Source organism: Rathayibacter sp. AY1H3 (assembly GCF_002932015.1).
In genome coordinates, this window is sequence record NZ_PSUU01000010.1 from 39,845 (window position 1) to 59,386 (window position 19,542).

Here is a 19,542-nt window from a genome sequence, read left to right on the forward strand (position 1 = left end):
GGGATCGCCCGAGCGTTCGGGGTTCCCTCGGACGGCGGCGCCGCCGGAGCACTACCGTTGCACCATGGCGTCCACCGATACCCCCGATTCCGCCCCCGAAGCCGACACCGCTTCCGAGAGCGCCCCCACGCTCACCTTCTCCGACCTCGGTCTCTCCGACCCGGTCCTCAAGGCCCTCAAGGAGGTCGGCTACGAGACGCCCTCGGCCATCCAGGCCGCGACGATCCCGTCCCTCCTCTCCGGCCGCGACGTCCTCGGCGTCGCCCAGACCGGCACCGGCAAGACCGCGGCGTTCGCGCTGCCGATCCTCTCGCGCCTCGACGTCTCGCAGAAGACGCCGCAGGCCCTCGTGCTGGCCCCGACCCGCGAGCTCGCGCTGCAGGTGTGCGAGGCGTTCGAGCGCTACGCGTCCGGCCTCCGCGGCGTCCACGTCCTCCCCGTCTACGGCGGCCAGGGATACGGCACCCAGCTCTCCGCGCTCCGCCGCGGCGTCCACGTCGTCGTCGGCACGCCCGGCCGCATCATGGACCACCTCGAGAAGGGCACCCTCGACCTCTCGCAGCTGAAGTTCCTGGTTCTCGACGAGGCCGACGAGATGCTCAAGATGGGCTTCGCGGAGGACGTCGAGACGATCCTCGCCGACACCCCCGTCGAGAAGCAGATCGCGCTGTTCTCGGCGACGATGCCCGCGCAGATCCGCCGCATCTCCGGCAAGTACCTGAAGGAGCCGGAGGAGATCACGGTCAAGAACAAGACCACGACCTCCGTCAACACCACGCAGCGCTACCTGATGGTGTCGTACCCGCAGAAGGTCGACGCCCTCACCCGCATCCTCGAGGTCGAGAACTTCGAGGGCATGATCGTGTTCGTCCGCACGAAGAGCGAGACGGAGACGCTGGCCGAGAAGCTGCGCGCCCGCGGCTACACCGCGGCGGCGATCAGCGGAGACGTGGCCCAGGCCCAGCGCGAGCGCACGGTCGAGCAGCTGAAGTCGGGCAAGCTCGACATCCTCGTCGCGACCGATGTCGCCGCCCGCGGCCTCGACGTCGAGCGCATCAGCCACGTCGTCAACTACGACATCCCGATCGACACCGAGTCGTACGTCCACCGCATCGGCCGCACCGGTCGCGCGGGGCGCAGCGGAGCGGCGATCAGCTTCGTCACGCCGCGCGAGCGCCGCCTCCTCGCCGCCATCGAGAAGGCCACCCGCCAGCCGCTGACCGAGATGCGGATGCCGAGCGTCGAGGACGTCAACGTCACCCGCCTCTCGCGCTTCGACGACGCGATCACCGCGGCGCTCGCCGACACCGAGCGCCTGCAGCGCTTCCGCGACATCATCGGCCACTACGTCGAGCACCACGACGTGGTCGAGTCGGACGTCGCCGCCGCGCTGGCCATCGTCGCGCAGGGCGAGGAGCCGCTGCTGCTCTCGCCCGACGACCCCCGCTTCGCCCGTCGCGAGCGCGAGGACCGCGACTCCCGGCCCGACCGCGGCGACCGACCCGAGCGCGGCGACCGCTTCGACCGCGGCGACCGGGGCGAGCGTCCCGAGCGCCGTCAGCGCCCGGCGAACAGCAACCTCGCCTCGTACCGGATCGAGGTCGGCCGCCGCCAGCGCGTCGAGCCCCGCCAGATCGTGGGCGCGCTCGCGAACGAGGGCGGCCTCAACCGCGGCGACTTCGGGCACATCGACATCCGCCCGGACTTCTCGATCGTGGAGCTGCCGGCCGACCTGCCCCAGGACGTGCTCGACCGCCTCGCCGACACCCGCATCAGCGGCCAGCTGATCGAGCTGAAGCCGGACCGCCGTCCGAGCCGCGCCGGCGCCGACCGCGGCGCACGCCCCAGCGGCCCGAGCCGCTCGAGCGAGCGCCCGGAGCGCAAGCCGCGCTACTGACGCCTCCCGCCCCGGCGGACGGGCCTCCACGAGACGCCACTCCGGTACAGCGACCCTTGCGTGTCGCGTACCGGAGTGGCGTCCCGCTTTCGTGCGGGGGCGGCCTCAGCGGCGCAGGACGCGCCGGGCCAGCACGTTGCCGAGCAGCTGCACCAGTTGCACGATCACGATGATCACGAGCACCGCGGCCCAGGTGACGACCGGCTCGAACTGCCGGTAGCCGTACTGGATCGCGAAGTTGCCGAGCCCGCCGGCGCCGATGTATCCGGCGACCGCCGACATGTCGATGACGGCGACGAACACGAACGTGTAGCCGAGGATCAGCGGACCGAGCGCCTCCGGCAGCAGCACCGTGCGGACGATCCGGAACCGGCTCGCTCCGACCGACCGCGCCGCCTCGATCACGCCGGGCTGCACGGTCAGCAGGTTCTGCTCCACGATCCGCCCGATGCCGAAGGCGGCGCCGAGCGAGAGGGTGAAGACGATCGCGTCCGTGCCGATGCCGGAGCCGACCACCAGTCGGGCCAGCGGCTGGGCAGCGGCGATGAAGATGATGAACGGGATCGGCCGGAACACGTTCACGATCACGTTGAGCAGTCCGTAGACCACCCGGTTCGCGTAGAGGGCGCCGCCGCGGGTGAGCGCGAGGCCCAGTCCGATCAGCAGTCCGCCGAGCCCGCCGAAGAGGAGGCTCAGCGCGACGATGTAGAGCGTCTCGCCGGTCGCCTGGACGAGCTTGGGCAGGAGCGGGATCAGCTCGTTCATCGGGGCACCTCCGCGAGGGCGACGCGTCCGCCGAGGCGGGCGAGGAGGGGGTCGACGACGCCGTCCGGCGCGTCGAGGGCGACCGTGAGGTGGCCGAAGGCCCGTCCGCGGACGTCGGTGATGCCGCCGTAGACGAGCTCGAGCGGCACGCCGGCCGCCGCGACCTCGGCGAAGACGTCGCCCTGGGAGGCGGAGTCGTCCGAGAACGAGAGCGTGACCAGCCGGCCGCGGTGGCGCGTACGCAGCACGGCCGCCTCCGCGGGCGAGGGCACCGAGCGGACGACCGTGGAGACGAAGCGGCGGGTGACCGGCTCGCGCGGGGCCGAGAACACGTCGAAGACGGGCCCGCGCTCCACGATGCGGCCCGACTCCATCACCGCGACCTTCGTCGCGAGCTGCTGGACCACGTCCATCTCGTGGGTGATCACGACGATGGTGACGCCCAGCTCCTCATTGATGCGGCGGAGGAGGGCGAGCACCTCGCCGGTGGTGTCCGGGTCGAGCGCGCTGGTGGCCTCGTCGGCCAGCAGGATGCGCGGGGAGGCGGCGAGGGCGCGGGCGATGCCGACGCGCTGCTTCTGCCCGCCCGAGAGCTGCTCCGGGTGGCTGCGCGCCTTGTCGCTCAGGCCGACGAAGCGGAGCATCTCGTCGACGCGGGCGCGCTGCTCCGCCCGCGGGACGCCCGCGACCTGAAGTGGGTAGGCGACGTTCTGCCCCACGGTCTTCGAGCCGAACAGGTTGAACTGCTGGAAGATCATCCCGATCCCCAGGCGCAGCCGGCGCAGCTCGCGCTCGGGCAGGCCCACGGTCTCGCGGCCGTCGATCTCGATGCTGCCGCTGGTCGCGGGCTCCAGAGCGTTGACGAGGCGCGCGAGCGTGCTCTTGCCGGCGCCGGAGTAGCCGATCACGCCGTAGACGTCGCCCGCCTCGATCTCGAGGCTCACGCCGTCGACGGCCGCGGTCGGGGCGGCGCCGCGCCCTGCGCCGGGGTACACCTTGCGCACGTCGGTCATGCGGATGAGCGGCACGGGGCGCCCTTTCTGTTGCGGGGGAGGCGCGGGACCGCGCCGGAGGGGAGCTCCGCGAGCGGAGGACCCGACCGGCGCGGTGCCGCGGGTGCCGGAGTCAGGAGGCGGCGGAGATGTCGGTCTCGGCGGACTCGAGCGAGGTCTCCAGCTCGGAGGCCGGGGTCTTCAGGAAGACCGCGGTGCCGCCGGACTGCTCCGAGACGCCGTCGAGCACGTCCTGGCTGTCCTGGTAGATCGAGACGAGCTTCGTGTAGGTCTCGTTCTCGGCGTCGTCGGCCCGGGCGGCGAAGATGTTCGTGTAGAGCAGGGAGGCGGGGTCGCTCGGGTCGTCCTGGGCGATCGCGTCCGAGGCCTTCAGGCCCGCGTTCTCGATGAAGTCGTTGTTGATGATCGCGGCGGCCACGTCCGGGAGCGACGTCGGGGTGAGGGAGGCCTCGAGCGCGGTGACCTCCACCTTCGAGGAGGACTCGACGTCGTCGACGTTCGAGAGCACTCCGCCGCCGTCCTTCAGCTCGACGAGCCCGGCCGACTGCAGCACCAGCAGCGCGCGCGCCTGATTGGTCTCGTCGTTGGGGATCGCGACGGTGGAGCCGGCGGGGATGTCCGCGACGTCGTCGTACTGCGAGGAGTAGAGGCCGAGCGGGTAGATCGCGGTCGCGCCGATCGGCACGAGATCCGCGTCGGCCGAGGTGTTGTACTGCGCCAGGTAGGCGATGTGCTGGAACTGGTTGAGGTCGATCTCGCCCTCGGTGAGGGCGGGGTTGGGCTGGTTGTAGTCGCTGAAGTCGACGATCTCGACGTCGATCCCGGCGTCGGCGGCGGCCTTCTCGTAGGTGGCCCAGTAGGGGTCGCTCGCGCCGACCACGCCGATGCGGACGGTGTCGTCGCCGCCGCCCGCGCCGGAGCAGCCGGCGAGGAGCAGGGCGGCGGAGGCGGCGATCGCGGAGGTCGCGAGGAGTCGGGTGCGCAGGGTCATGGCTGTGGGGATCCTTCCGTGGAGAGGATCCGGGCACGCGGTGCCGACCGGGCGGTGCTGGTCACCGCCGGCGCTGCGACCGGCCTCCGGTCGCTCGGCGCCGCGACTGCGCGGATCCCGGGGATCACCTTACGAAGGCGGTCGGACCCGCGCGGAACCCGCGCGTAACACGGCGACTCGGAGGCAGAGGAAGCGCGCGCTCACCGCGGGATCGCGCTGTGACGGCTGCTCAGCGCCTGACCGCGCCGCGCCGGACGCTCAGCTCGCGAGCGCGCCGTCCTCGCCCGCCGACGCCTCGTGCTTGGCGATCCGCTTCGCGATCGCGTCGCGCTCGGCCCGGAGCGACGCGATGGTCGGCTTGTCCAGGCGGGGGTCGGCCAGATCGGCGAAGGGGCTCGCGGCGCCGGTGCGCGCGGACACGAGCGCGGCGTACGCCTTCGTCGCGGCGCGGAGCTCGGCTCCGGCCAGTTCGACCTTCCGCGGCTTCGACTCCTTATCCGAGACGAGTCGGGCGTGCTTGTCGAGGGCCTCTACCAGTGCGCGATGCGCAGCGTCAATCTTCTTGCTCATAGGCGCATTATGGCGCAGGATCGGCGCACGGCGCCGACTGTGACTCCCCGTGCCCGTCGCCACCTTCCGTGAGACGCCGCTTCGGCACGCGACACGCCGGGGGAGGCGTACCGGAGCGGCACCTCGCGGGGAGGGGACGGGCGGGTCAGCGGGCGACCGGCGTGGAGACGGACGACGCGCCGGCGCTGGTGGCGACCGCGTCGAGGACGCGCTGCACGTCGAGGGCGTCGGCGAATGTGGGCGTGACCGCCGTGCCTCCGGCGATCGCCTCGACGAGGTCGACGACCTGGTGCGTGAAGAGGTGCTCGTAGCCGATGCCGTGCCCGGTCGGCCACCAGGCCGCCATGTACGGGTGCGCCGGCTCGGTGACCTGGATGCGCCGGAAGCCCTGCGCCTCCTCGGGGTCGCGGGCGTCGTAGTACTCGAGCTCGTTCATCCGCTCGAAGTCGAACGCGATCGAGCCGAGCTCGCCGTTCACCTCGATCCGGTTGGCGTTGCGGCGGCCGGTCGCGACGCGGGTCGCCTCGAAGACGCCCAGGGCGCCGCCCTCGAAGGAGGCGGTGAAGGCCGCGGCGTCGTCGACGGTCACGGCGCCGCGCGGGGCGTCGGCACCGGCGCGGCCGCCGAGGCCGACCTGCTCGCTGAGCACGGGGCGCTCGGTGGTGAAGGTGCGCAGCGTCGCCGAGACCGAGGTGATGCCGCGGCCGGTCAGCCACTGGGCGGTGTCGATGCTGTGCGCGCCGATGTCGCCGAGGGCGCCCGAGCCGGCGCGCTCCTTCTGCAGGCGCCAGGTCAGCGGCGCCTCGGAGTCGGACAGCCAGTCCTGCAGGTACTGGGCGCGCACATGGCGGATGTCGCCGAGGCGGCCCTCCTCGATGAAGCGCTTCGCGAGGGCGAGGGCCGGGGTGCGGCGGTAGCTGAAGCCGCACATCGCCACCTTGCCGGAGGCGGCGGCCGCGGCGACCATCCGCTCCGCCTCCTCGACGGAGTTGGCGAGGGGCTTCTCGCACAGCACGTGCTTGCCGGCCTCGAGGGCCGCGATGGCGATCTCGGCGTGGGTGTCGCCCGGCGTGCAGATGTCGACGAGGTCGATGTCGTCGCGGGCGATGACGGCCCGCCAGTCGGTGGAGGCCTCGCTCCAGCCCAGCCGCTCGGCGCGCTCGGCGGTCGAGTCGGGGTTGCTCCCCACGAGCACGGCGAGCTCGGGGCGGAGGGGGAGGGGGAAGAAGCGGGAGGCGGTGCGCCAGGCGTGCGAGTGGGTGCGGCCCATGAAGGCGGTCCCCACCATCGCGACGCGCAGGGCTCGGTCGTTCGACATCGTCGTCCTTTCGTCGGCCGTACGACCCTGCCACGGGTCGGGGCGCGGGCGCTACCGCGCTCGGCGAGGCCGCCTCCGGGGCGACGCGCCCGGGCTGCACGGACATGAGCGCGTTCATAGGGTTCGGAGAGCGCTCTATCACGGACGGAATGTCTCAACCGCCGCCGTCAGATGTCGCGTAATCCCGCGGATCCCAGCCCTGACGCGGTAGCAGGAAGCCCTTGGGGCGACTGGGCGATCACTCGAACCGCCTTCGAATCGGTTCAGAACTTTTGCTTGACCCGCGACGTAAGTGGAAGTAGCTTCATCCGCATGGTCACCGCAGACCCCCGCAGCACTGCTGCACAGCCTCTTCCCCGCACCTCCGACGAGTCTCAGCAGCTGCTTCTGCAGATGCGCGGCATCGTGAAGGTCTTCCCCGGCGCCCGTGCTCTCGACGGCGTCGACCTCGATGTCCGACCCGGTGAGGTGCACTGCCTCCTCGGCCAGAACGGCGCCGGCAAGTCCACCCTCATCAAGACCCTCGCCGGGGCCCACCAGCCCACCGAGGGCGAGATCCTCGTCGACGGGAACGTCGTCACGATCCCGTCCCCGACGGCGGCCCTCGCCCTGGGCATCGCGACGATGTACCAGGAGCTCGACGTCGTCGACGGCCTCTCCGTCGCCGAGAACATCTTCCTCGGCCACGAGCTCTCCCGCGGCGGCTTCACCGCCCGGGCGAAGGCCACGAGGATCACCCGCGAGCTGATGGAGCGCCTCGGCCACTCCGAGATCTCGCCGAACCGCGAGGTCGGCACGCTCTCCGCCGCCGGCAAGCAGATCGTGCAGATGGCCCGCGCCCTCTCGCACGACGCGCGGGTCATCATCATGGACGAGCCCTCCGCGGTGCTCGACTCCGAGGAGGTGGAGAACCTCTTCCACGTGGTGCGCCAGCTCACCGCCTCCGGCGTCGCCATCGTCTACATCTCGCACCGCCTCGACGAGATCCGCGCCATCGGCGACCGGATCACCGTGATCAAGGACGGCGCGACCGTCGCGCAGAACCTCGCGGTCGCCGACACCCCCACCTCGAAGCTCATCACCCTGATGACCGGCCGCGCCGTCGAGTACGTCTTCCCGGACCGCCAGGAGCTCGACGTCGAGGCCGAGACGCTGCTGAAGGTCGAGAAGCTGGGCCTGCAGGGCTCCTTCTCGGACGTCTCCCTCGAGATCCGCGCCGGCGAGGTCGTCGGCCTCGCGGGGCTGGTCGGCTCCGGCCGCTCCGAGATCCTCGAGACCATCTACGGGGCGCGCCGCGCCAGCACCGGGACGGTCAGCGTGGCGGGCAAGCGCCTGCGCGCCGGATCCGTCACCTCGGCGGTCGACGCCGGCATCGGCCTCTGCCCGGAGGAGCGCAAGAGCCAGGGTCTGCTCCTGGACGAGCCGGTCTACCGCAACATCACCCTCTCGACCTTCGACCGCTTCGCCAAGCGCGGCTTCCTCGACGAGCGCTCCGAGCGCGCGGCGGCGGCCGAGCAGGCGGTCTCCCTCGACCTGCGGCCCTCCGGGGTCGACCGCGACGCCCGCACCCTCTCCGGAGGCAACCAGCAGAAGGCGCTCCTCGCCCGCTGGCTCGTGCGCGGCTGCCGCGTCCTGCTGCTCGACGAGCCGACCCGCGGGGTCGACGTCGGCGCACGGGCCGAGATCTACACCCTGATCAGGGACCTCGCGACCAACGGCGCCGCCGTGCTCGTGGTCTCCAGCGAGATCGGCGAGGTCCTCGGACTCTCCGACCGAGTGCTCGTGATCTCCGACGGCGCCGTGGTCCACGAGGGCCCGGCCGATTCGATCGACGAGCACCGCGTGCTCGATCTCGTCATGGAAGGAAGTGCAGCGTGAGCGGACAGCTCGACACCGCGTCGCCGTCGATCGGCGGTCCGCAGGAGGACGCCGCCCGTCACGCGTCGGCCGCGACGGGAGGCTCCTCCGGGGGCGTGCCCTCGAAGGACTCCCGCTCCGGGATGGCCCGCCTCATGCAGGGCTCCCTCGGCCGCAACGTCGGGCTGCTGCTCGCGCTGGTGATCCTCTGCATCGTCGGATTCGCGACCGCGGGGGAGCGCTTCGCCAGCGTCGACAACGTGCTCACGATCCTCCGCCTCGCCGCCGTCATCGGCGTGCTGAGCATCGGCATGACCTTCGTCATCACGTCCGGCGGCATCGACCTCTCGGTCGGCTCCGTGATGGGGCTCGCGACGGTCTGGGCGAGCACGGTCTCGACCCAGTACTACGCGGCCAACACCTCCTGGCTGGTGATCGTGCTCACCGCGGTCGTCGTCGGCCTCGTCTGCGGCCTGATCAACGGCGCGCTGATCGCCTACGGCCGGGTCGTCGCCTTCATGGCGACCCTGGCGATGCTCGTCGCCGCCCGCGGCTTCGCCGAGCTGATCTCGAACCGCCAGACGCAGGTCGTCACGGTCACGCCGTTCCTCGACTTCTTCCGCGCCGACGTGCTCGGCATCCCGGTGCTCGTGCTGATCTTCGTGGTCGTCGCCGTCGCCGGCTGGATCCTGCTCAACCGCACCACCTTCGGCCGCCGCACCATCGCGGTCGGCGGCAACCCGGAGGCGGCCCGCCTCGCCGGCATCAAGGTCCGCCGCCACACCATGTACGTCTACGGCCTCGCCGGGCTCACCGCCGGCATCGCCGCCGTCATGATGCTCGCCCGCACCACCGCCGGCAGCTCGACCAACGGCCTCCTCTACGAGCTCGACGCCATCGCGGCGGTCGTCGTCGGAGGCACGCTGCTGGCCGGCGGCCGCGGCACCATCGTCGGCACCGTGTTCGGCGTCCTCATCTTCACGACCCTGACCAACGTGTTCACGCAGAACAACATGTCGACCTCGACTCAGGCCGTCGCGAAGGGCGCGATCATCGTCGCCGCCGTCCTGCTGCAGCAGCGGTTCGCCGCCCGCGGCAGGAAGTCCTGACCCCGGGGCTCCGGCCCCGCTCCTCCACACACAGCAACCCACCCGACCACTCAGGTCACCTCTCCGCAGGACACGTGTGCCCTCGGACCCCTCGGATCGATCGAAGGAGATCACTTCCATGCCCGCACGCCCCTTCACCCGCAGCCGCCTCTCCCGCACCGCCCGACTCGGCTCGGCCGGCGTCGCCTTCGGCGCCGTCGCCCTGATGCTCACCGGATGCATCTCGAACGCCCCGGTCGAGACCGGCAACGCCGCCTCCGGCGGGACCGCCGCCGCCGTGGCCGCCTCGGACAACGACGCCTCCGGCGACAACGTCGTCATCGGCTTCACCGCTCCCGCCGCCGACCACGGCTGGATGGGTGCGGTCAGCCGCGCCGCCATCGCCGAGGCCGAGAAGTACGACGACGTGGAGCTCCGCACCGCGGAGGGGACCAACGACGTCAACCTCCAGATCAGCCAGGTCGAGACCTTCATCAACGACGGCGTCGACGCGATCGTGCTCCTGCCGATCGACGGAGCGGCGCTCACGCAGGTCGCCACCCAGGCGATGGAGGCGGGCATCACCGTCATCAACGTGGACCGCGAGTTCTCCAGCCCCTTCGCCGCCCGATCGACCATCCTCGGCGACAACTACGGCATGGGCGTCAGCGCCGGCACCTACATCTGCGAGGAGCTCGGCGACAACCCCGACGCCGTCGTCGCCGAGATCGCCGGCATCGACTCCCTCCCGCTGACCCAGGAGCGCAGCCAGGGCTTCTCGGATGCGCTCGAGGGCTGCGGACTCGACGTAGACAACCGCGTCGCCGCCGACTTCACCGTCCAGGGCGGAGAGCAGGCCGCGGCCAACCTCCTCCAGGCCGCGCCGAAGATCGACGCCATCTGGAACCACGACGACGACCAGGGCGTCGGCGTCCTCGCGGCGATCGACACCGCCGGACGCGACGAGTTCCTCTTCGTCGGCGGCGCCGGCTCGGCCAACGTGATGCGCGCGATCGAGGCCGACGACTCCGTCGTCAAGGCCACGGTCGTCTACCCCTCGACCCAGGCCGCGGACGGCATCAAGCTCGCCCGCCTCGTCGAGCAGAACAAGTCGATGGCCGACACCAGCTCGCTCGGCGTCCCGCGCCAGATCCAGCTCTTCGCGCCGGTCGTCACCAAGGACAACGTCTCCGAGTACCTGCCCTCGGCCTTCGAGTCCTGATCGGCCCCACCAGCCCGGGTCGGCGCGGGAACCATCCCGCGCCGGCCCCCACCTCGGCGCCGCCCCGGGATCACTGACGACCCGCAGCGCAGCGCCACCGGCATCCGCGAGAGGAGGAGGAGTGCAAGACACCGGCCCCAGGGCCGGACAGGAGGAGACCGGATCCGCTCAGTCGTGCGGACAGCGACGGACCCGGCCTCTGCGATGAACACCTCATTGAAGGAATCACATCACGCATGAATGGTAAGCGATCCTCGAGAAGAAGCATCAGGCGTCTTCTCGCACTCGGCATCGCCGGGATGGTGACGGTCTCCGGACTCACCGCCCTCGGCCTGCCCGCCTCGGCCCACGACGGAGTGGACCACGGTTCCGAGGGCGGAGCATCCGCTCTCGACTGGAGCAACTACGAGAAGGTCCTGCTGACGAAGAACGTCGGCGAGCCCCTCGACCTGGCCGTCCTCCCGGACAAGTCGGTCCTCCACACCGCTCGGAACGGCGAGATCCGCCACACCGACCCCAAGACCGGCACCACCCGTGTCGTCAACACGATCCCCGTGTACCAGAACTCGGAGGACGGGCTGCAGTCCGTCGGCATCGACCCCGACTTCGCCGAGAACAAGTGGGTCTACCTCGTCTACGCGCCCCCCGGGAACACCCCGACCGGCGCGGCTCCGAACATGCTGCCCGAGGGCGCGACCGACAGCTACTGGGACCAGTGGAAGGGCATCAACCGCCTCTCCCGGTTCAAGTGGACCGGCTCGGGCCTCGACCTCGCGAGCGAGCAGAAGATCATCGACATCGAGACCCAGCGCGGGCAGTGCTGCCACGTGGGTGCCGACTTCGACTGGGACGCCGACGGCAACCTGTACCTCTCCACCGGCGACAACACGCCGGCGAGCGCTCCGGGTGCCGCGGGCTTCGCGCCGAACAACGACGCGCCCCGCATGAACCCGGGCTTCGACTCGCGTCGAGGCGCCGGCAACACGAACGACCTCCGCGGCAAGATCCTCCGGATCACCGTGCAGGAGGACGGCTCGTACACGATCCCCGAGGGCAACCTCTTCCCGGTGGGAACCGAGAAGACCCGCCCCGAGATCTTCGTGATGGGCGTCCGCAACCCGTTCAAGATCGACGTCGACGCCGAGACGAACACCCTCTCCTGGGGCGACTACGGCCCCGACGCCACGAAGGCCGCTGCGGCCGACGGCGTCCGCGGCCCGATGGGCCTCGTCGAGTGGAACGCGACCGGACTGGACGAGCCGCACAACTCCGGCTGGCCCTACGTCCACGGACCCAACGCGCCGTACAACGAGTGGAACTTCGAGACGTCGACGCCCCGCGGCTTCTTCGACCCGGAGAACCTGAAGAACAACTCGCGCTGGAACACCGGCCTCGTCGACATCCCGGACGCCAAGGCGGCGACCGTCTACTACGGCGACAACCCCGGCGACCAGCCGTTCGACGAGCTCGTCAACTTCGGGACCAGCACCGGCCAGGGCCCCATGGGCGGACCGGTGTACCACTTCGACGCGGAGAACACCTCGACGTCGAAGTTCCCGGAGTACTGGGACAAGAAGACCTTCTTCGGCGAGTTCTCGCAGGACTACATCGCGGCGTTCACGCTCGATGAGGACCGCGCGGTCACGCACATCGAGGACTTCCTCCCCAACGCGGCGCTCAGCCAGGCCGCGCAGCCGATCCACGACAACCCGATGGACATGGAGTTCGGCCCCGACGGGTCGATGTACGTGATCGAGTACGGCGACGGATTCTTCCGCGCCAACCCCGACGCGGGCCTGTACCGGATCGACTACGCCGAGGGCAACAAGGCGCCGCAGGCCCGCTTCACCGCGACCCCCCTGTCCGCCTCGCAGACCCCGCTCGAGGTCACGTTCGACGCCAAGGGATCGACCGACCCCGAGGGCGACACGCTCACCTACGACTGGGACTTCGACGGCGACGGCACCTTCGACGCCACCGGAGTGACCGTCAAGAAGACCTACACCGAGCTCGGACAGTTCACGGCCCGTCTGCGCGTCACCGACGCCAAGGGCAAGTTCAGCCTGACCTCGCGGGTCATCTCGGTCGGCAACCAGGCGCCGCAGATCCAGATCCAGACGCCCGGCAACGGCTCGTTCTTCAGCTGGGGCGACGCGATCCCCTACCAGGTGACCGGCAAGGACGCTGAGGACGGCGACCAGATCGTCAGCAGCCGCGTGGGCTGGACCTACGGCCTCGGCCACGACGAGCACGCCCACCCCGAGGTCACCGGCACCGGTGCCAAGGGAGCGTTCCCGACGTCCAAGGACTCGCCCGAGCACGGCCCCGGCGCGCTGCTGTACGGCACCGTCGTCGTGACCTACACGGACGGCGGCTTCAACGGCCTGCCCCCTGCTGCGGCCGAGGCGACGCTGCGGCTGAACCCGAAGACGCAGGAGGCGGAGCACGCCGCCCGTGAGGGCGTCCTGCCCTACGCGGACACCACCGCCAGCGGCGGCAACGCCGTCAGCGGACTCGGTGCGGGATCCTTCCTGCGCTGGGACCCGGTGAACTTCGCCAACCTGACCGGCGTCGTGGTCCGCGCCACCGGTGAGGGCACCGTCGACCTCCGCTGGAACGCTGCCGACGCAGCGCCCTTCGGAACAGCGACCATCCCCGCGGGAGCCGGCTGGAAGGACGTCCTCGTCCCCTTCGGCACCAACGTCCCCCGCGGCACCGGCTCGCTCTACGTGACCTCGCCCAACGGCCTGTCGCTCGACTCCCTCACCTTCCAGGGTGCCGGCGCCGGTGACAAGACGGCTCCGACCGTCGCGGCGACCCTCGACCCGGCAGCGCCTGCGGGCGTCGGCGGCGTCTACAACAAGCCCGTGACCCTCGGCCTCACCGCCACGGACAACGGAGCGCTCTCCACCGTCCAGTACTCCGCCGACAACGGCACGACGTGGACCACGGTCCGCGCCGTCAACGGCGCGTACACGGTCCCGTTCACCACGAACGGCGCCCGGACGATCCAGTACCGCGCCACCGACACCGGCGGCAACGTCTCGGCGGTCGGCACGGTGAAGTTCACGATCGACCTGGCCGCGGCGAACGCCCCGACCGCCGCGTCGACCACCACTGTGGCGCTCTCGGCTCCCCGCGTGACCTTCGGGGCACCCGGCGAGGCGACCGTCACGGTCACCGGTCAGGGTGGGAACCCCGGCGGAGAGGTCGTCCTCTACGAGGGCGCCACCGAGCTGGGCCGCGCGACGCTGAAGGACGGCAAGGCGACCTTCGCCCTGCCGAAGACCCTCGGCGCCGGCACCCACACCCTCCGTGCGGCGTACGGCTCGGACGCCACCTTCAAGGCCTCGGAGGGCACCGCCCGCCTGATCGTCTCGAAGGCCGCCTCGGAGCTCACCGCGACCGTCTCGCCCAACCCGGTCAAGCCGGGCGCCAGCGCGCAGGTCACGGTCGACGCGAAGTCCTCGACGGGTGTCGCCGGCACCGGTCAGGTGAGCGTGATGGTGAAGAGGAACCTCTCCACCGTCGCGATGCTCACCGGGACCCTCGACGAGAACGGGCACGTCGTGGTGACGCTCCCGAAGCTCGCGGCGGGCAGCTACAAGCTGACCGTCACCCACACCGCCACGGCGGACACCAACGCCGCGTCGGCGCTGCTGAACCTCACCGTCCAGCAGTAGCCCCCGCGCAGGGGCCGGCCGGCTCGACCGGGCCGGCCGGCCCCCCACCCCCTGCACCATCTGCCATTTCGAAGGAGAAATGATGCACCACCACCACGCATCCATCACGGCCAAGCCGATGAGCCGGCGCTCGCTGATGACGGCCCTGGCCGCATCGACCGTCGCGGTCGGCGTCGGAGCGGGAGCCCTCGCGGCGCCCGCCACGGCCGCCCCCGCGCCCTCGTCCGGATCCACGCGCCTGGTCCCGATCAACCGCATCGGCATCCAGCTCTTCAGCGTCCGCGACAAGGTCTCGTCGCTCGGCTTCCGGGCCGTCTTCGAGGAGCTCGGCCGCATCGGCTACAGCGAGATCGAGTTCGCCGGGTACACCCAGGGCAACGTCGGGGCGATCACCCCGCAGCAGATCCGCCAGCTGCTCGACGACAACGGCCTCCGCGCCGTCGGCTCGCACGTCGGCACCAACCTCCTCCGCTCGGAGCTGGGCAAGCAGATCGAGATCGCGCAGATCCTCGGCACGCCGCACCTCGGCACCGGCAACGCGCCCACCAACGTCAACACCAAGGCGGGCTACCTCGCCGCGGCGGAGGAGTGGAACAAGTGGGGCCAGCAGGTCTCGGCCGCGGGCATGAAGCTCTACCAGCACAACCACGCCGGTGAGTTCGGGTTCGCCACGGACGACCCCAAGACCCGCCTGTACGACCTCTTCTACGACAACACCGACCCGCGTCACGTGTACCTCGAGATGGACGTCTACTGGGCGTACGTCGGCAAGAAGCTCTACCCGGGCTTCGAGCCGCTCGACTACATCAAGCGCAACCCGCGCCGCTACCCGATCCTGCACCTCAAGGACGGCAAGACGAACAACGCCAACACCAACGGCTACGACATCGTCGAGTTCGGCGCGGGCAACCTGCCCTACCAGGCGTTCCTCTCGGAGCTGCGCGACCGCGGCCAGCGCTTCGGCGTCTGGGAGCAGGACACCGCTCCCACGCTGGCGACGCCGCCGAGCACGGGGAACTCCCTCGAGGCCGCTTCCCGCAGCTACTCCGCGATCGCTGCGCTCCGTGGCTGAGCGCACCCCGCGCCGCGCGCGCCGCACCGACAGCACCACCACCAGCACGACGCGCACGAGCGCACCGAGGAGAACCCCCATGAAGTGGAAGACGCCCACGGCGGTCCTCGCGGCCGCCTCCCTCGCGATGGTCGCCGCACCGTCCGCCTTCGCGGCGACGACGGACTGCACCACCGAGCTCGGGAACCAGACGATCACCGGAGACCTCAACGTCGGCGCGGGCCAGACCTGCGTGCTCGGCAACGTGACCGTCACCGGCAACGTCATCGTCGGCGACGACGCCTGGCTGGACGCCACCTCGGCGACCATCGGCGGCGACGTCATCGGCACCGACGCGTACGGCATCTCGATCGACGGCACCAGCGTCGGCGGAGACGTCGTGTCGTTCTCGGACGGCAGCCGCAACGGCTTCCTCTACCTGCGCGACCTCACGGTCGGCGGCATGGTCGAGGCCGGCGGGATCGACGTCGAGTTCAGCGACCTCTCGGTCGACGGCTCGGTCAGCACCGACGCGGCGAACTACGTCGACGTCGACCGCACCAGTGTCGGCGGCGACGCCACCTTCGCCGGCAGCGACTTCGGCGTGAACGTGCAGGGCGCCATCGTCGGCGGCTCGCTCGCCGTCACCGGCTCCTCGCGCGGCGTCCTCCTGGGCGCGAACGAGGACGGCTCGGCCTCGGCCCTCGGCAACACGGTGGGCGGGAACCTCACGCTCTCGGGCAACTCCGGCAACGTCCAGCTCGCGGGCTCGACGGTCGGCGGGCGCATCGCGCTCGCCGACAACGCGCCGGCGGTCAACTTCGGCGCGGGCAACACCGCCGCCGGAGTCGACGGCACCTTCACGGGAACGGCGGCGGGCGCTGCGGCGGCCGGCGACCAGGCCGTGGCCGTCATCGTCCCCGAGGCCAACAAGGGCGAGCTGACCTGGACGCTCGAGGGCACCAGCAACCTGGTGAACCTCGGCGTCGCCGAGGAGCAGGGCGACCACTTCGCCGCCTCCGGTGAGCTCGTGCCGGTCCGCGTGACCGACACCCGCCTCAACGGCCCGGCCTGGTCGGTCACCGGCCAGCTGAGCGACTTCCGCTCCGGCGAGAAGACGTTCTCGGGCAAGCACCTCGGCTGGACCCCCGAGGTCCTGGAGAACACCGGCGGTGCCGTCGCGGGCGCAGCCGTCCCCTCCGGGTTCGACTCGGGCAACGGCCTCGCCACGCCCCGCGTCCTCGGCTCCGCCGCGGCGCAGCACCCGACCGGATCCTCGGTCCTGGGCGCCGACCTCGACCTGAAGCTCCCGCTCTCGGTCGGAACCGGCACCTACACCGCGACGCTGACGCTCACCGCGCTCGGCTAGCACCGGTGGGGCGGCCTCCGGGCCGCCCCACCCTCCCCCCGTCTCCCCGCGAGACGCCACTCCGGTACGCCCCGCTCGGCGTGCCGCGCACCGGAGCGGCGTCCCGCGGGGAGGCATCCCCCCTTGCAACGGAAGCCTGATCGATGTCGCTCATGCCACGCACCTCCCGCACCACCGCCGCCCTGCTGCTGATGACGCTCCTCGCAGCCGGCGGCCTCTCGGCTCAGGCGGGTGCCCAGGAGGCGGACCCCGCCTCCACGCCGGTCACCTGGGGGGTGCGCCCCGCCGACACCGAGCAGGGCAGCGAGCGGCCGAACTACGCGTACGCCCTCGATCCCGGCGGACGCCTCAGCGACGCCCTGATCGTCTCCAACTACGACGACGAGGAGCAGACGTTCCGCGTCTACGGCTCCGACGGCTTCATCACCGAGGCCGGCCAGCTCGACCTGCTCCCCGCCGCGGAGCCCTCGACGCAGCTGGGCAGCTGGATCGCGTTCCCCGAGCCCGAGGTCACCGTGCCCGCCGGCGAGAGCGTGCAGGTCCCGTTCGAGGTCGTCGTCCCCGACGACGTGACCCCGGGCGACTACGCCGCGGGCGTCGTCTCCTCGATCCTGGTGCAGGGCGAGACCGGAGTCTCGGTCGACCGGCGCCTGGGCTCGCGCATGTACCTCCGCGTCGGCGGCGAGCTCGCCCCGCGCCTGTCGATCGACGGCCTCGCCGTCTCGTACCAGGGCGGCTGGAACCCCTTCGCCCCCGGCTCCGCGACCGTCGACTACACCGTGACCAACGCGGGGAACACCCGCATCGCGCCGGGCGCCGAGATCAGCGTCGCCGGCCTCTTCGGCCTCGCGCCGGTGTCCGCGACCGACCCGGAGCCGCTGCCCGAGCTCCTCCCCGGAACCTCGGTCTCGCGCACCGTGACCGTCGCCGGAGTCTGGCCGCTCTTCGTCGCGACCGCCCGCGCCGCGCTCTCGGGCACGGTCGTCACCGCCGACCAGGCCTCCCAGGCCGACTCCGCCGTCGTCGTTCCCGACGTGCCGGTCGCCACCGCCGAGACCTCGGCCGCGGCCGTGCCGTGGAGCGCCGTGCTCCTCCTCGCCCTGCTCATCGGGCTCATCGTGCTGACCGTCGTCCGCCGCCGCCGCCGGGCCGCGGGGGAGCAGGCGCGCATCGACGCCGCCGTCGCCGCCGCACTCGGCGCCCAGCTGGAGGACGCCGACCGCGCGGAGGTCCGCTCCTGACCGGGTGCGGCCGACGCGGTCCGCGGGGGATCGCGCCGGCGCGGCCCACCGCCTCCGGCCGCGCGGCCGCCGCTCTAGCGGACCGCCCGCCCCTCGGCGCGCAGCTGCTCGAGGAAGCCGTCCACCACGGCGGGGCTGAGCAGGTGCCCGCGCAGCATCAGCGCGGCACCGCGCACGCCCCCGCTGCCGCCCAGCTCGGCGGTCACCACGTCGAGCCGCTGCGTCGCGAGGGGGAGGGAGCGCTCGTCGATCACCGAGCGCACGGCCGTCAGGATCTCCGGGCTGGCGAGGGCGACCGCGCCGCCCAGCACGATGACGGAGGGGTTCAGCAGGCTCACGCAGGTGGCCAGCACCTCGCCGAGCTGGAGTCCCGCGATCCGCGCCGCCTCCACGGCCTCGGGATCGCGCGCCTTCAGCAGGTCGATCAGCTCGCGCACCGACTGCACGTCGCGGCCCGCCCGGGCGAGCCCGGCGGCCAGAGCGGAGCCGCCCGCGACCGCCTCGAGGTCCCCCTCCTGACCGCCCGCCGCGGCCGGGGCCGTGCGCGGCACCTGGACGTGGCCGAGATCACCGGCGGAGCCGAGGGCTCCGCGCTGGAGCAGCCCGGACGAGACGATGCCCGCGCCGATGCCGGTGCCGACCTTCACGAACATCAGATCGAGGGCGTGCGGGAACCGCGAGGCCCGCTCGCCGAGCGCCAGCAGGTTCACGTCGTTGTCGACGAGCACCGTGGTGTCGTAGCGCCGGCGCACGAAGGCGGGGATGTCGAAGCCGTCCCAGCCGGGCATGATCGGCGGGCGCACCGGGCGGCCGCTCGCGTGCTCCACCGGGCCGGGCACGCCGACCCCGATTCCCGCGAGGGCGGAGCGGTCGACGCCGGCCGCGGCGAGGATCCCGTCGCAGACGTCGAGCGCGTGCCCGAGCACCGCCACGGGGCCCTGCGCGATGTCGAGCTCCTCGCGGCGCTCGGCGATGATGCGGCCGTCGAAGTCGGTCAGCGCGATGGTCGAGTGCGCCGCGCCCAGGTCGATGGCCAGGAGCGAGCGGACGGCCGGGTCGAAGACGAGGCGCGCGGACGGGCGGCCGCCGGTCGACGGAGCGCGGTCGAGGTGCGCGATCAGTCCGAGGTCGAAGAACTGCTCCAGGCGCGTCATCACCGCGGTCCGCGCGAGGCCCGTCTCCTCGACCAGCTCGGCGCGGGTGCGCGGCCGACCGTCGGCGAACAGCCTCAGCATGTCGCCGGTCGCGGTACCCGCGCGCTCGGCCACGCTCAGCTCCTTCTCTCGGCCCGGAGGACGGGTTCGGGGGACAGCACACCTGAGGAAACCAGTCGACGCACGGTCGCGCAATCTCGGCGGGCCCTGCGTGCGGTTCCTGCGCAACACGGCCGGCCGGAGGCGCGACGCGCGCCCGGCCGAGGCCCCTCCCCACTCCGATCGCCCGGGTGCGCCCCGACGATCGCCGCTCAGCCAGCCCT

At 71.8% G+C, this 19,542-nt stretch carries 14 protein-coding genes; 8 read left to right on the plus strand and 6 right to left on the minus strand.

What is annotated here, in order from left to right; genetic code table 11:
* The first annotated feature begins 64 nt into the window (after positions 1–64).
* Positions 65–1,897 carry a DEAD/DEAH box helicase gene (locus tag C5C33_RS05895; RefSeq protein WP_104260658.1) on the plus strand — a complete coding sequence of 611 codons (1,833 nt, stop codon included), beginning with the start codon at positions 65–67 and terminating at the stop codon, positions 1,895–1,897.
* 105 nt (positions 1,898–2,002) lie between these two features.
* Here C5C33_RS05895 and C5C33_RS05900 read toward each other — a convergent pair whose 3' ends face one another.
* The 5 genes from C5C33_RS05900 to C5C33_RS05920 all read right to left on the minus strand — a co-directional run bounded on the left by C5C33_RS05900 (position 2,003) and on the right by C5C33_RS05920 (position 6,554).
* Positions 2,003–2,662, minus strand: coding sequence for a methionine ABC transporter permease (locus C5C33_RS05900; RefSeq protein ID WP_104237942.1), 660 nt, complete (start codon positions 2,660–2,662; stop codon positions 2,003–2,005).
* On the minus strand, positions 2,659–3,690 hold the full coding sequence (locus C5C33_RS05905; RefSeq protein ID WP_258069187.1) for a methionine ABC transporter ATP-binding protein: 1,032 nt from the start codon (positions 3,688–3,690) through the stop codon (positions 2,659–2,661). Before C5C33_RS05905 ends, C5C33_RS05900 begins: the two co-directional genes overlap by 4 nt.
* Positions 3,691–3,787: 97 nt before the next feature.
* Complete coding sequence (locus C5C33_RS05910) at positions 3,788–4,666, minus strand: MetQ/NlpA family ABC transporter substrate-binding protein (RefSeq protein ID WP_104237943.1); 879 nt, start codon at positions 4,664–4,666, stop codon at positions 3,788–3,790.
* A gap of 258 nt (positions 4,667–4,924) precedes the next feature.
* Positions 4,925–5,236, minus strand: coding sequence for a hypothetical protein (locus C5C33_RS05915; RefSeq protein ID WP_104260659.1), 312 nt, complete (start codon positions 5,234–5,236; stop codon positions 4,925–4,927).
* Positions 5,237–5,381: 145 nt separating this feature from the next.
* The gene (locus C5C33_RS05920; protein WP_104226598.1) at positions 5,382–6,554 is read right to left on the minus strand and encodes a Gfo/Idh/MocA family protein; all 1,173 of its coding nucleotides are present in this window, start codon (positions 6,552–6,554) and stop codon (positions 5,382–5,384) included.
* A 393-nt stretch (positions 6,555–6,947) separates the two neighbouring features.
* On the opposite strand from C5C33_RS05920, the gene C5C33_RS05925 reads away from it, so the two are divergent.
* The 7 genes from C5C33_RS05925 (at position 6,948) to C5C33_RS18415 (ending at position 18,065) form a co-directional block, all read left to right on the plus strand.
* Entirely contained in the window at positions 6,948–8,432 is a 1,485-nt protein-coding gene (locus C5C33_RS05925; protein ID WP_208543410.1) for a sugar ABC transporter ATP-binding protein, read from the plus strand.
* A 122-nt stretch (positions 8,433–8,554) separates the two neighbouring features.
* On the plus strand, positions 8,555–9,520 hold the full coding sequence (locus C5C33_RS05930) for an ABC transporter permease (RefSeq protein ID WP_104222491.1): 966 nt from the start codon (positions 8,555–8,557) through the stop codon (positions 9,518–9,520).
* Positions 9,521–9,638: 118 nt separating this feature from the next.
* Positions 9,639–10,721 (plus strand): substrate-binding domain-containing protein, encoded by a 1,083-nt coding sequence (locus C5C33_RS05935; RefSeq protein ID WP_104222461.1) that lies wholly within the window; start codon positions 9,639–9,641, stop codon positions 10,719–10,721.
* 236 nt (positions 10,722–10,957) lie between these two features.
* The gene (locus C5C33_RS05940) at positions 10,958–14,404 is read left to right on the plus strand and encodes a PQQ-dependent sugar dehydrogenase (protein ID WP_181136197.1); all 3,447 of its coding nucleotides are present in this window, start codon (positions 10,958–10,960) and stop codon (positions 14,402–14,404) included.
* An 82-nt stretch (positions 14,405–14,486) separates the two neighbouring features.
* Positions 14,487–15,476 (plus strand): sugar phosphate isomerase/epimerase, encoded by a 990-nt coding sequence (locus C5C33_RS05945; RefSeq protein ID WP_219813837.1) that lies wholly within the window; start codon positions 14,487–14,489, stop codon positions 15,474–15,476.
* A gap of 79 nt (positions 15,477–15,555) precedes the next feature.
* Positions 15,556–16,824 (plus strand): hypothetical protein, encoded by a 1,269-nt coding sequence (locus C5C33_RS05950; RefSeq protein WP_104226600.1) that lies wholly within the window; start codon positions 15,556–15,558, stop codon positions 16,822–16,824.
* 152 nt (positions 16,825–16,976) lie between these two features.
* Positions 16,977–18,065, plus strand: a complete 1,089-nt coding sequence (locus C5C33_RS18415) for a hypothetical protein (RefSeq protein ID WP_181136198.1) — start codon at positions 16,977–16,979, stop codon at positions 18,063–18,065.
* A 74-nt stretch (positions 18,066–18,139) separates the two neighbouring features.
* On the opposite strand, the gene C5C33_RS05960 is transcribed toward C5C33_RS18415, so the two are convergent.
* Entirely contained in the window at positions 18,140–19,333 is a 1,194-nt protein-coding gene (locus tag C5C33_RS05960; RefSeq protein ID WP_258059432.1) for an ROK family protein, read from the minus strand.
* Positions 19,334–19,542 lie beyond the last annotated feature (209 nt).

Coding starts and splice junctions, on each gene's coding strand:
- C5C33_RS05895 (WP_104260658.1), top strand. CDS start 65: ATGGCGTCCACCGATACCCCCGATTCCGCCCCCGAAGCCGACACCGCT.
- C5C33_RS05900 (WP_104237942.1), bottom strand. CDS start 2,662: ATGAACGAGCTGATCCCGCTCCTGCCCAAGCTCGTCCAGGCGACCGGC.
- C5C33_RS05910 (WP_104237943.1), bottom strand. CDS start 4,666: ATGACCCTGCGCACCCGACTCCTCGCGACCTCCGCGATCGCCGCCTCC.
- C5C33_RS05915 (WP_104260659.1), bottom strand. CDS start 5,236: ATGAGCAAGAAGATTGACGCTGCGCATCGCGCACTGGTAGAGGCCCTC.
- C5C33_RS05920 (WP_104226598.1), bottom strand. CDS start 6,554: ATGTCGAACGACCGAGCCCTGCGCGTCGCGATGGTGGGGACCGCCTTC.
- C5C33_RS05925 (WP_208543410.1), top strand. CDS start 6,948: ATGCGCGGCATCGTGAAGGTCTTCCCCGGCGCCCGTGCTCTCGACGGC.
- C5C33_RS05930 (WP_104222491.1), top strand. CDS start 8,555: ATGGCCCGCCTCATGCAGGGCTCCCTCGGCCGCAACGTCGGGCTGCTG.
- C5C33_RS05935 (WP_104222461.1), top strand. CDS start 9,639: ATGCCCGCACGCCCCTTCACCCGCAGCCGCCTCTCCCGCACCGCCCGA.
- C5C33_RS05940 (WP_181136197.1), top strand. CDS start 10,958: ATGAATGGTAAGCGATCCTCGAGAAGAAGCATCAGGCGTCTTCTCGCA.
- C5C33_RS05945 (WP_219813837.1), top strand. CDS start 14,487: ATGCACCACCACCACGCATCCATCACGGCCAAGCCGATGAGCCGGCGC.
- C5C33_RS05950 (WP_104226600.1), top strand. CDS start 15,556: ATGAAGTGGAAGACGCCCACGGCGGTCCTCGCGGCCGCCTCCCTCGCG.
- C5C33_RS18415 (WP_181136198.1), top strand. CDS start 16,977: ATGCCACGCACCTCCCGCACCACCGCCGCCCTGCTGCTGATGACGCTC.